This is a genomic window from Enterobacter sp. C6, from assembly GCF_008122455.1.
In the GTDB taxonomy this organism is placed as follows: Bacteria; Pseudomonadota; Gammaproteobacteria; order Enterobacterales; family Enterobacteriaceae; genus Enterobacter; species Enterobacter pseudoroggenkampii.
This window is the reverse complement of sequence record NZ_QPFW01000149.1, coordinates 1-12,005: the sequence shown is the minus strand read 5'-3', so window position 1 is coordinate 12,005 and position 12,005 is coordinate 1. Positions and strand designations below refer to the sequence as shown.

The following is a 12,005-nucleotide window of genomic DNA, read 5'->3' as shown; positions in this document are numbered from 1 at the left end:
GACGCTGTGCCTGGTGCAGTCGCTGGTGGTGGCGCTGGCATATCGACTGGGGAGCGGGGAGAAATAGCCCCCAATGCACTTTGGTGGGCCGGGTAAGGCATAGCCGATACCCGACCGCCTGAAGAGCATCAGCCAGACATTAACGGCTCCTTAACTCGGGGCAATCAGAATAACTGACGGAAGAGAGGGAATTCAGACGTTGCCCCGTAATCTGTAACACCCGCAATAAAAGCATAATGCCGCGGCGGGTATCAGGGTCGTTAAGCATAGTGAACACCTGCCGAAGCGAGATATCCCCTTCCCGGTTAATTTGCTCTCCCCACGCCATGCGTAGCGCGGTTCCCCCTTCCCAGCCGACGGTCACGACATCTTCAAAAACGCCAGCCAGTTTTTCGACCATCGCGCTATCGGCCATTTCCAGCAGGTCTGCGACGACGGCAAGCAGATCAACCAGATTATTCAGGCGATTGCCCGCCATAAGCGGGGCAAGGCTTTTTAGTAACTGTTCCTGGTCACTCATCAGAACATCCCCCTCACGACGCCCCAATACAGTCCACGGTTAAAACCGTTTCGCAGCATGCCGCCGAGTTTTGTCGCAGGCGTGGGGGTCACGTCATTGCGATAGTCATATACCAACGGCATGCCGGCCCAGAGCCCCATCTGCGCGACGGCCTGAACCCGTCCATCATAATGGTTACCGCTTCCGGGCGGTCTGCCGTACAGCTCCGCCACAATGTTGTCAGCAATGATGGGCGCCTGGTTGTGGCACGACCCTCCCGCTTTACTGATCGGCAGGTCAACGGTATCGCCGATCACATACACGCCTTCTAAGCCGTAGACGCCGAGCGTCTGGTGATCCGTCGGCAGCCAGCCTTCACCGTTCTGAACCTCACTCAGTCCCGTATTACGCACCGCTTCAACCGCCCTGATGGGAGGCGTTGCCATCAGGATGTCGAAATTCTGTGAATCGCCCTCGGTGGAATAGGCAATTTTGCTGTCAGGATCGACATGGCTTAAGGTAAAACCGCGCTGATGCTGTATTCCTTTGGCAGCAAAAATATCGCCCAGCGCCTCCCCCACCGGACGCTGCAGGAACAGACAGTTTCGCAATAATTGCGCGACGGTCGGATAGGTATAAACAATCTCAACCTGATTACGCACCCCACGCTGGCGCAGATAGTCGTCAACCATCAGCGTGGTTTCAATAGGGGCAATGCCGCACTGGTGGGGAACATTCGGCGTTTCAGGAAAAGAGACGGTAATAAATATTCGCCCCTTTTTGATGGTGGCGAGCTTATGCGCTAATTGCCTGGCCGCCGCGTATTGATAAAAATGATCGCCCGCGTCGGCAAGGCCGGGGATTTTTTGTGTAAATGGTGTGCAGCCGGTAGCAATAACCAGCAGGTCCCAGTCGTAATGTCGCTTACTGGCACCGTACAGCCGACGTTGCTTAAAATCGAAAGATTCAATCCTGTCGGTAATAAATTGAATTTCCGGACTCAGTAATTGCCGTTCAGGCCGGGCCAGTTCATGGTGATGGAAGAGGTTAAAGGCGACGTACATAAAGGCGGGTTTGTAGTAGTGCACCGGTGATTCGGAAATCAGTACCAGCTCTACCTGACCAGCAGCAATTTCACGTCGTAATTTCCTGGCCAGAAGGTTGGCGACAATTGTTCCTCCCGTGCCGCCGCCGACAATCATTATGCGGTTTTTCATTCCTTTATTCGCTCATGGTAGTGAATGGGAATTCACGTAACCAGACCGCTTCACTGTTACGCTCAGCTAAAGCGTAGTAACAGAGCAATATTCCGCAACACAACCTTTAACTAGAAATTTAATTTTTATAACCACATCATTATTTACAATATATACTGCAAAATATAATTTATATCCCTATAACGTAGTCTCTTTTCATTACCATTATTCGCCAAAGAGCAGCTTTGTGTACTTTTTAGACACCGCCCCTGAGCGCTGTCCGTTCGCGCCATAATAGCGATCTTCACGGCACAGTCGCTCCTTCACATCGCAGAAAACACCGTTGGCAAAGGTGAATTCGGTCAGATCGACATTGCTCGACGTGAACACCTCGTTTGCAGCAGCCTTCTTACCGAGATAGGTCTCTGTCAACGCGCGGGATAATCCCTTGTCATTGGCGCATACATAGCGGTCGCAGAGCACGCCCGATACTGGCGACTTGAGCCTGGCGGGGGTCCTGGCCTGGGCGGACATGGCGGACACGGCCAGCAGCGCGGCCACAGAGCATGCGAGTATTGACTTGTTCAAGATGATAATCTCCGTTGGTTAATGAGTGTCGGCTTTGCACCGGGCGCGGTGGAACCATCATGAGGGTGAACAACCCTGGAGGGTTCTGAGTTTCAGCAGGAAATGCCCCGTATGGCTTTTTGTTGACCTAACAGTTGTCGAAAGTTCGGCTCGGAGGCAATTGTAAGGGCCCTATCCTGGTTAGGTCCAGTGTGAGCAAGGAACGGATCTACAGTTATGCTATTTTTATCAACAGTGCATGTCTTTCCCACAGTACTTCAGCCGGCACTACGGGCAAGCTCATCTATTTTGGTGCCAAAAACCCGATGATAGTTAACACTCTTGATAACTTGAGCACCGAGAGACTCATAAAACTTCTGCGCCAATGGGTCTGCTGCAACAGATAACCAATCGAGTTGTAAACACCCCCGCTCTTGTGCTCGACAGGCTATAAAACTCATCAGCTTTCTACCAATTCCAGTCCTTCTGAAAGGTGCAGAAACAAAAAGCTCTTTGATAAACATTTGCCCGCTGAAACGTGGTGAAGGGTACATCACTGATACACATGAAAACGCAGCTATTACTCCATCAAAAACCACTTTGTGAACTTCGGTATTAGAGTCGACGGCAAAGACCTTATCCCTCAGATATGCGGTCATGTCATTCCTGGACAAGCAAAGCTCCTGATTATAGTAGTTTTCCATCTCGAGAAAAATATCAACTAAATCAGGATATTCGTGTGGTTTGCAGATGGTAATGTTCACGCATGCCTCCTTAAGCAAAATATATCAATTTAAAATTAATATAAAAGAAATAAAGCTATATCTATAAAGTTTCTATCGCAAATTGTTAAAATAACGCAGTTGTTCCATAGTTGATTAAAGCATTTTTAGCGAGGAGCGACGCTGACCTTTCATGTTTGTACGATTTACTCTCTGGCCTGATCTAACGTAGGTATCTTAACTACAGGAACTCACTAGCATGATCGGAGATTGCATATGCTGATATATAACGTTTTTGGACGGCATATTGGCGTTCAACGTAAGCATGATCGGTGGCTGGTATTTCGTGCTGACCTGACGGAGAGAAAGTTTTCTCGACTCTATGACATCGCTATTCCAGACGATATGACTGAAGGCGAGATTGCCGACTGGCTGGGTGACATTTTCCATGAAGCCGCAACCGATCGTCATCCAAATGTGGTACGCATCGAATAAGGATTGAATGGATAGCATTACGTTGCGCCCGCTCCAGGCACTCACCTGAGATGGTGTTGTCAGCCACCGCCCAAAAAAAAGCCCGCAATCCGCGGGCTTAGAGATAATTTAGAACCTGTTAGTACCAGACATTTCCTGTTAGGAAATCATTCCCACTCAATCGTAGCCGGTGGCTTACCACTGATGTCATACACCACGCGGGAAATACCGTTCACTTCGTTGATGATGCGGTTAGACACGCGGCCTAAGAAGTCATACGGCAGGTGCGCCCAGTGCGCGGTCATGAAGTCGATGGTTTCCACCGCACGCAGGGAAACAACCCAGTCGTACTTGCGGCCATCGCCCATCACGCCGACGGAGCGAACCGGCAGGAACACGGTGAATGCCTGGCTTACCTTGTTGTACAGGTCAGCTTTGTGCAGCTCTTCGATGAAGATAGCATCCGCGCGACGCAGCAGGTCGCAGTACTCTTTCTTCACTTCGCCCAGCACGCGCACGCCCAGACCCGGGCCCGGGAACGGGTGACGGTAGAGCATGTCGTACGGCAGACCCAGTTCCAGACCGATCTTACGCACTTCGTCTTTGAACAGCTCGCGCAGCGGTTCAACCAGACCCATCTTCATCTCTTTCGGCAGGCCGCCCACGTTGTGGTGAGATTTGATGACGTGTGCTTTACCGGTAGCGGATGCGGCAGATTCAATCACGTCAGGGTAGATGGTACCCTGCGCCAGCCACTTCACGTCGTCCAGCTTCAGCGCTTCTTCGTCGAACACTTCCACGAACACGCGGCCGATGATCTTACGTTTCGCTTCCGGATCGTTCTCGCCTTTCAGCGCGTCCAGGAAGCGCTGCTCGCCTTCCACGTGAACGATGTTCAGACCGAAGTGGTCGCCAAACATGTCCATAACCTGCTGGGCTTCGTTCAGGCGCAGCAGGCCGTTATCCACAAAGACGCAGGTCAGGTTTTTACCGATGGCGCGGTGCAGCAGCATCGCGGTCACGGAGGAGTCCACGCCGCCGGAGAGGCCGAGGATCACTTTGTCATCGCCAACCTGCTGGCGGATACGCTCAACGGCGTCGTCGATGATTTTTGCCGGGGTCCACAGCGCTTCACACTGGCAGATGTCGCGCACGAAGCGCTCCAGCATACGCATACCCTGACGGGTGTGGGTCACCTCCGGGTGGAACTGCACGCCGTAGAAGCGTTTTTCTTCGTTCGCCATGATGGCAAACGGGCAGCTCTCGGTGCTGGCAACGGTGACGAAGTCAGACGGGATAGCGGTGACTTTGTCGCCGTGGCTCATCCACACGTCCAGCAGCGGTTTGCCGTCTGCGGTCAGGGAGTCTTCGATACCGCGCACCAGCGCGCTGTCGTTAACCACTTCAACCTGCGCATAGCCGAACTCGCGCTCGCTGGAGCCTTCTACGTGGCCGCCCAGCTGCATGGCCATGGTCTGCATGCCGTAACAAACGCCGAATACCGGCACGCCAGCTTCGAACACGTACTGCGGCGCGCGCGGGCTGTTCTCTTCGGTGGTGCTTTCCGGGCCGCCGGACAGGATGATGCCGCTTGGATTGAATTCGCGAATCTGTGCTTCCGTGACATCCCACGCCCACAGTTCACAGTAAACGCCCAGTTCACGTACGCGACGCGCCACCAGCTGAGTGTACTGCGAACCGAAGTCCAGGATGAGAATGCGATGTTTATGAATGTTTTCCGTCATTGACGCTAATTCCGAGGCAAGTGAAACAGATGAAATAAATCGCCCGACACGAGGTCGGGCGAAGAAAAATCAGGAGCCCAGACGATAGTTCGGGGACTCTTTGGTGATCGTCACGTCGTGAACGTGGCTCTCCTGGATACCCGCACCGCTGATGCGTACGAATTCCGCTTTAGTACGCAGCAGGTCAATGGTACCACAGCCGGTCAGACCCATACAGGAGCGCAGGCCGCCCATCTGCTGGTGGATGATCTCTTTCAGACGGCCTTTATAGGCAACGCGACCTTCGATACCTTCCGGCACCAGTTTGTCAGCAGCGTTATCGGTCTGGAAGTAACGGTCAGAGGAACCTTTGGACATCGCGCCCAGGGAGCCCATGCCGCGGTAGGATTTGTAAGAACGGCCCTGGTAGAGTTCGATTTCACCCGGGGATTCTTCGGTACCGGCCAGCATGGAGCCTACCATCACGGCAGCGGCGCCAGCGGCGATCGCTTTTGCGATGTCGCCAGAGAAGCGGATACCGCCATCAGCGATAACCGGAATACCGGTTCCTTCCAGCGCTTCAACCGCGTCAGACACGGCGGTGATCTGTGGAACGCCCACGCCGGTCACGATACGCGTAGTACAGATAGAGCCAGGACCGATACCCACTTTCACCGCGCTGCAGCCAGCGTCAGCCAGCGCGCGAGCGCCTGCGCCAGTGGCCACGTTACCGCCGATGATCTGCAGGTCAGGGTATTTGGCACGGGTGTCGCGAATACGCTGCAGAACGCCTTCGGAGTGGCCGTGAGAGGAGTCAATCAGCAGGACGTCAACGCCCGCAGCAACCAGCGCGTCAACGCGCTCTTCGTTACCAGCACCTGCGCCTACCGCAGCGCCAACGCGCAGACGGCCATGCTCGTCTTTACAGGCGTTCGGTTTGCGTTCTGCTTTCTGGAAATCTTTAACGGTGATCATGCCGCGCAGGTGGAAGTTGCTGTCAACAACCAGCGCTTTTTCAACGCGTTTTTCGTGCATTTTTGCCAGCACCACGTCGCGGGTTTCACCTTCGCGAACGGTGACCAGACGCTCTTTTGGCGTCATGTACACGCTGACAGGCTGGTTCAGGTCAGTCACGAAACGCACGTCACGACCGGTGATGATACCAACCAGTTCGTTCTCCTCGGTCACAACCGGGTAACCGGCGAAGCCGTTACGTTCGGTCAGGGCCTTCACTTCGTGCAGCGTGGTGGTTGGCAGAACGGTCTGAGGATCGGACACGATGCCGGATTCATGTTTCTTCACGCGGCGAACTTCTTCCGCCTGACGTTCGATAGACATGTTTTTGTGAATAAAGCCAATGCCACCTTCCTGTGCCAGGGCAATAGCCAGGCGCGCTTCAGTCACGGTGTCCATTGCCGCAGAGAGCATAGGAATGTTCAGGCGAATGGTTTTCGTCAACTGCGTGCTGAGATCGGCAGTATTCGGCAGAACGGTGGAGTGAGCGGGAACGAGGAGGACGTCGTCAAACGTCAGTGCTTCTTTAGCGATACGTAGCATGGGCAATATCTCTGACCTGGGTGGTTAAATATTGCCGTGGCATTATACAGAGCGTAACCGATTGCATCCACACTTTTTTAAAAAAAATGCTTGCGCTCACCTCTCAGCAGGTTACTATCGACTGAATAACTTGCTGATTTAGAATTTGATCCCGCTCACATGTTATCCTCTCAATCCCCCTCAATTTATACCGTCAGCCGCCTGAATCAGACGGTGCGTTTGCTGCTTGAGCAGGAAATGGGGCAGGTCTGGATCAGCGGTGAAATCTCTAACTTTACGCAGCCCTCCTCCGGACACTGGTACTTTACCTTAAAAGACGACACCGCCCAGGTGCGCTGCGCGATGTTCCGCAACAGCAACCGTCGCGTGACGTTCCGTCCTCAGCACGGCCAGCAGGTTCTGGTTCGTGCCAATATCACCCTGTATGAGCCGCGCGGCGACTATCAGATTATCGTCGAGAGCATGCAGCCTGCGGGTGAAGGTCTGCTGCAGCAGAAGTACGAACAGCTTAAAGCCAAACTCTCTCAGGAAGGTTTGTTCGACCAGCAGTTCAAAAAACCGCTGCCCTCACCTGCCCACTGTGTTGGGGTCATTACTTCGAAAACCGGTGCAGCGCTTCACGATATTTTGCACGTACTCAAGCGTCGCGACCCTTCCCTGCCCGTCATCATTTACCCGACCGCCGTGCAGGGTGACGATGCGCCGGGCCAGATTGTGCGCGCCATTGAGCTGGCAAACGCCCGTCAGGAGTGCGACGTATTAATCGTCGGGCGCGGCGGTGGCTCGCTGGAAGATCTGTGGAGCTTCAACGACGAGCGCGTGGCGCGGGCAATCTTTGCCAGCCTTATCCCCGTGGTGAGCGCCGTCGGCCACGAAACGGACGTGACGATTGCCGATTTTGTCGCGGATCTGCGCGCGCCTACGCCGTCCGCGGCGGCGGAAGTGGTCAGCCGAAACCAGCTGGAGCTGCTGCGTCAGATTCAGAACGGCCAGCAGCGTCTTGAGATGGCGATGGACTACTTCCTTGCCAACCGTACCCGCCGCTTTACCCAGCTTCATCACCGTCTTCAGCAGCAGCACCCGCAGCTGCGTCTGGCGCGTCAGCAGACCGTGCTGGAGCGTCTGCGCCAGCGCATGAACGTGGCGATGGACGCGCAGATTAAACGCGCGGTGTCGCGCCAGCAGCGCGTGACGCAGCGTCTTAACCAGCAGAACCCACAGCCGAAAATTTATCGCGCGCAAACGCGGATCCAGCAGCTGGAGTATCGTCTGGCAGAGACTGTCCGCGCCCGACTGAGCACCACCCGCGAACGATTTGGCAATGCGGTGACCCACCTTGAAGCGGTCAGCCCCCTCTCCACGCTGGCGCGCGGCTATAGCGTGACGACGGCGACGGACGGCAAGGTGCTGAAGCAGACCAAACAGGTAAATACCGGCGATGTGCTGACGACGCGTCTTTCAGACGGCTGGGTAGAAAGCGAAGTTAAATCAATTAAACCGGTGAAAAAGACGCGTCAGCGTAAAACCGGATAATTCTTCGCCGGTTACTTACTATACTGCTGCTATTCCCTTTTTTAATAAGGAGAGCAGCATGTCCCATCTTTATAGCGTGATTCCCCCTTATATTCTTCGTCGTATTATCGAAAGCGGTTCCGAGCCGCAGCAGCGCTGTGCCCGCCAGACCTTAACCCACGTCCAGACGCTGATGGCCCACATGCCCGGCAAACCCGCCGCGCCGCACGTGAATAAAGCCGGACAGCTGGAGCGCGATATTTACGACGCGAAGCAAACCCAGGAGCTGCCGGGTACGCAGGTGCGTTACGAAGGCCAGCCGTCGAACGGCGATGTAGCGGTGGATGAAGCTTACGATTATTTGGGTATTACCCATGATTTCTTCTGGAAAGAATATCAGCGCAATTCGCTCGATAACAAAGGGCTTATTTTAACCGGCACCGTTCACTACGGTCGGGAATATCAGAACGCCTTCTGGAACGGTCAGCAGATGGTATTTGGCGACGGCGACGGGGAAATATTTAACCGCTTTACCATCGCCATCGACGTGGTGGCACACGAGCTGAGCCACGGCGTGACCGAGACCGAAGCCGGGCTTATCTACTTTGAGCAGTCGGGCGCGCTGAATGAGTCGCTGTCGGACGTGTTTGGCTCGCTGGTGAAGCAGTACCATCTGAAGCAAACCGCCGATAAAGCGGACTGGCTGATTGGTGAGGGGTTACTGGCAAAAGGTATCAACGGCAAAGGGCTGCGCTCAATGTCTGAACCGGGCACCGCCTACAACGATCCGCTGCTCGGCAAAGACCCGCAGCCCGCGCACATGAAAGATTTCATTAAAACGCGCGAGGATAACGGCGGCGTTCATCTCAACTCCGGCATCCCCAACCGGGCATTTTATCTGGCCGCGACGGCGATCGACGGCTACGCCTGGGAAAAAGCGGGTTATGCCTGGTACGACACGGTTTGCGATCGCAATCTGGCGCAGGATGCAGATTTTGAGGCCTTCGCAAAACTGACGATCGCGCACGGAGAGAAACGCTCCGGCGGCGACGTTGGGGCGGCCATTAAACAAGCCTGGGAACAGGTGGGAGTGTTGTAAATGCAGGTTCCGGAACTGACGGATGACGCCGTGGTTGAGCTGGCTCGGGAAGGCGGCGTCGCTTATATTCCTAAGCTGAGCGGCCAGCGCACCATCGCGCTTTCCTCGCTCAATGAGGCCCAGCGCCAGCGTCTGGTGAGCATCCTGGAGCAGGCCTTTCCGCGCGGTCAGCCGCCGGGACAGGCCTCGTCACCCGGCAGCGGCGACCAGCGCTATTTCCGCATCCAGATTATCTGGACCGGGCAAAATCAGGCGCACTACGCCGATATCATCGTGCTGGTACCGGAGCAGGAAGCGCCCGAGTCGCTGGTCGAGCTGTGGAAGAAAGGCGAAGGCTGCGTGTGCGATTAACCTTCGGCCCGAACAAACTCCACGCGTTTTTTAGAGATAAGACCGTGGCCGTTCTGGCAGAAGTAGTCCACCGCCCCGCAGGCTTTTAAGACCTGGAGTGGCTGGTGGCACTCCGGGCAGCGGGCTTCAAGCGCAATATCCTTATTACAGCTCTCGCAGTGTGCCACCCCGTTCACGGGCTCAAGCGGTGCCTGGCAATCCGGGCAGGTAATCGTCATGGTGACTCCTTCAAAGCGTTGAGGTCTGCGATAATTTTACCACGTTGCGTTCAGTGCGGGCCACGCAGCTGTTGCTGCAAGGTCAGCAGCAGCTCAACTTCCTCGATTCGGCGGCGCGTCGTGCGGCTCACCTCGTGCGGATCCCGTTCAAACAGGCTGTTGGCGCCCAGGATCTGCTCTGCAAGACAGTGCTCGTAGATTGTGCCGGGAATTGTCCAGCATTGCCGCGTGTCGCCATCGATCATTTCCAGTACATCTTCAGCGCCGCGCCGGTCGTAACTGATGGTCCGCCCGTCACGCAACCAGAGCCGTAAGCCTTTTTGCCCGCCAGCGGGTCCCGCATATTTATTAAGCCAGATATCCACCGGCACGCCGCTGATGCGGCCCTGCAGATGCGCCTCGCCCTCCGCCGTGGTCAGGTCGCCTTTTGCGATATCGCGGCCCAGGCGGTCTTTAGCCGTCACCACCTGCAACGTCATCTCATCATTCCCGCCCAGATAACGCACCGTTTCGCGCAGCATCGCCAGCACGTGCGTACCGATATCCAGAATCACGCCGTCCGGGTGGCGAAGCGTTCGGGTGTCCGGCTCGCCGGTGGCAAAGTTAAGCGCGATGGGTTGCCCAGCGGCGTTAACTCCGCTCGGCTCCTGCAAAAAGCCGTCGATTTTGACGATGTCAGAGACATTGCCAACCAGCGACCGCTTCACCGTTTCGATGCGCGCCATCCAGTGATCGAGCGCCAGCACGCGGGATGCGACGTTGGGGTTTGCCAGCAGCGCGTTGAGCTTTTCGATTTGGGACAGCGTGGCGACAATCGGTTTTTCAACTACGATGCGGGAAACCGATGAGGCGAGAGCGTGTTCAAGCACCTCAAGATGGTGCAGCGACGCCGTGGTAATAAACAGGGTATCAAGCGGCTGGGAGAGGAGTTCAGCCAGTGTGGCGCAGCGCGTTACCCCCTCTGGCTGTTTTACGGGCTGGATATCAAAGCCTAAACAGTGAGGGGGATTATCAAAGCATTTTCGTATTGCGGGCAGGTAAGCTGTTTCAACGACTGCGCCAAGACCCACAAACCCTAACAGCATATTCTTACCTCGTTGAGTAAATTGCCGGGGCATAACGCCGCCCCGGCAAGCTCGAGGTTTATGAGGCGTTAGCTGCCGGTTTAGTCTGCGCATTTTCCAGCATGCGGCGTACCGGAACAATGAGGACGATCAGTACCGCGGCACAAATCAGCAGCGCGACGGAGCAGCGCGCAAAGAGATCCGGCAGCATATCCAGCTGGTCGGCCTTCACGTGGCCGCCAATCAGGCCCGCCGCCAGGTTACCCAGCGCGCTCGCACAGAACCACAGCCCCATCATCTGGCCGCGCATTCTCTCCGGCGCCAGCAGCGTCATGGTCGCCAGACCAATCGGGCTCAGACACAGTTCGCCGAGCGTCAGCATCAGGATGCTGCCCACCAGCCAGAACGGCGACACGCCCGCCCCACCGTTGCTCAGCACGTTTTGTGCCGCCAGCATCATCAGGCCAAAGCCTGCTGCGGCACACAAAATACCGATAACAAACTTGGTGATGCTGCTCGGGCGAATGTTCATGCTCGCCAGCTTCGGCCACGCCCAGCTGAACACCGGTGCCAGCAGGATGATGAACAGGGCGTTGATTGACTGGAACCACACCGCCGGGATTTCAAAATCGCCGATCATGCGGTTAGTGTAGTCGTTGGCAAACAGGTTGAATGAGGTTGGCTTCTGTTCAAACGCGGACCAGAAGAACGCCGCGGAGATCAGCAGAATAAAGCAGACCAGCAGTCTGGCGCGCTCTTTACGGTTCAGACCCGCAAAAACAAACAGATAAATGAAGTAGAGGGCAACGGACGCCGCGATCACGTAGACCAGCACGCTGGCCACCGCGACCGGGTTAATCACAATCACGCCCTGCGCAATCAGCGTTACGATCGTTGCCACGCCAGCCGCCAGCGCCAGCAGCCAAACGCCCACGCCGTTACGCTTCACCACCGGGCTGTTCCAGGTTGAGTCGAGGCCAACTTCGCCGTCATAGCGTTTCATGGCCGGAACGGCAAACACG

13 protein-coding genes are annotated in these 12,005 nt (G+C 55.7%); 4 read left to right on the top strand and 9 right to left on the bottom strand.

The genetic code is table 11. The annotated features are described in order from the left end of the window. Nucleotides 1-139: 139 nt before the first annotated feature. The 4 genes from DOU50_RS03430 to DOU50_RS03415 all read right to left on the bottom strand — a co-directional run bounded on the left by DOU50_RS03430 (nt 140) and on the right by DOU50_RS03415 (nt 3,026). A complete protein-coding gene (locus tag DOU50_RS03430) occupies nt 140-520 on the bottom strand; it encodes a DUF1641 domain-containing protein (RefSeq protein ID WP_148768821.1) in 381 nt (126 codons plus the stop codon). Then, a complete protein-coding gene (locus tag DOU50_RS03425) occupies nt 520-1,716 on the bottom strand; it encodes an NAD(P)/FAD-dependent oxidoreductase (RefSeq protein ID WP_148768820.1) in 1,197 nt (398 codons plus the stop codon). Before DOU50_RS03425 ends, DOU50_RS03430 begins: the two co-directional genes overlap by 1 nt. A 204-nt stretch (nt 1,717-1,920) precedes the next feature. Continuing rightward, the gene (locus tag DOU50_RS03420) at nt 1,921-2,283 is read right to left on the bottom strand and encodes a YcgJ family protein (protein WP_322742057.1); all 363 of its coding nucleotides are present in this window, start codon (nt 2,281-2,283) and stop codon (nt 1,921-1,923) included. A 257-nt stretch (nt 2,284-2,540) separates the two neighbouring features. Further along, nucleotides 2,541-3,026, bottom strand: a complete 486-nt coding sequence (locus DOU50_RS03415; RefSeq protein ID WP_148768819.1) for a GNAT family N-acetyltransferase — start codon at nt 3,024-3,026, stop codon at nt 2,541-2,543. A 234-nt stretch (nt 3,027-3,260) separates the two neighbouring features. On the opposite strand from DOU50_RS03415, the gene DOU50_RS03410 reads away from it, so the two are divergent. After that, nucleotides 3,261-3,479 carry a hypothetical protein gene (locus DOU50_RS03410; protein ID WP_024908662.1) on the top strand — a complete coding sequence of 73 codons (219 nt, stop codon included), beginning with the start codon at nt 3,261-3,263 and terminating at the stop codon, nt 3,477-3,479. Nucleotides 3,480-3,625: 146 nt separating this feature from the next. Here DOU50_RS03410 and guaA read toward each other — a convergent pair whose 3' ends face one another. Together guaA and guaB are read right to left on the bottom strand one after the other, a co-directional pair. Next, the gene (guaA, locus tag DOU50_RS03405; RefSeq protein WP_008502126.1) at nt 3,626-5,203 is read right to left on the bottom strand and encodes a glutamine-hydrolyzing GMP synthase; all 1,578 of its coding nucleotides are present in this window, start codon (nt 5,201-5,203) and stop codon (nt 3,626-3,628) included. Nucleotides 5,204-5,272: 69 nt separating this feature from the next. Beyond that, nucleotides 5,273-6,739 carry an IMP dehydrogenase gene (gene guaB, locus DOU50_RS03400; protein WP_008502128.1) on the bottom strand — a complete coding sequence of 489 codons (1,467 nt, stop codon included), beginning with the start codon at nt 6,737-6,739 and terminating at the stop codon, nt 5,273-5,275. A 159-nt stretch (nt 6,740-6,898) separates the two neighbouring features. Between guaB and xseA the strand changes: the two genes are divergently transcribed. Genes xseA through DOU50_RS03385 form a run of 3 tightly spaced genes read left to right on the top strand, consistent with a single transcriptional unit; the run spans nt 6,899 to nt 9,701 of the window. Beyond that, nucleotides 6,899-8,272 (top strand): exodeoxyribonuclease VII large subunit, encoded by a 1,374-nt coding sequence (gene xseA, locus DOU50_RS03395; protein WP_148768818.1) that lies wholly within the window; start codon nt 6,899-6,901, stop codon nt 8,270-8,272. Nucleotides 8,273-8,330: 58 nt separating this feature from the next. Continuing rightward, on the top strand, nt 8,331-9,350 hold the full coding sequence (locus DOU50_RS03390) for a M4 family metallopeptidase (protein ID WP_061714639.1): 1,020 nt from the start codon (nt 8,331-8,333) through the stop codon (nt 9,348-9,350). Further along, the gene (locus tag DOU50_RS03385; RefSeq protein WP_021241848.1) at nt 9,351-9,701 is read left to right on the top strand and encodes a protealysin inhibitor emfourin; all 351 of its coding nucleotides are present in this window, start codon (nt 9,351-9,353) and stop codon (nt 9,699-9,701) included. Here the strand turns inward: DOU50_RS03385 and DOU50_RS03380 are convergent. The 3 genes from DOU50_RS03380 to DOU50_RS03370 all read right to left on the bottom strand — a co-directional run. Then, nucleotides 9,698-9,919 (bottom strand): zinc ribbon domain-containing protein, encoded by a 222-nt coding sequence (locus DOU50_RS03380; RefSeq protein WP_148768817.1) that lies wholly within the window; start codon nt 9,917-9,919, stop codon nt 9,698-9,700. The genes DOU50_RS03385 and DOU50_RS03380 overlap by 4 nt on opposite strands. 50 nt (nt 9,920-9,969) lie before the next feature. Then, nucleotides 9,970-11,004, bottom strand: a complete 1,035-nt coding sequence (locus DOU50_RS03375) for a Gfo/Idh/MocA family oxidoreductase (RefSeq protein WP_148768816.1) — start codon at nt 11,002-11,004, stop codon at nt 9,970-9,972. A gap of 58 nt (nt 11,005-11,062) precedes the next feature. After that, the coding region (locus tag DOU50_RS03370) for a peptide MFS transporter (RefSeq protein WP_148768815.1) at nt 11,063-12,005 on the bottom strand (943 nt) is incomplete at its 5' end.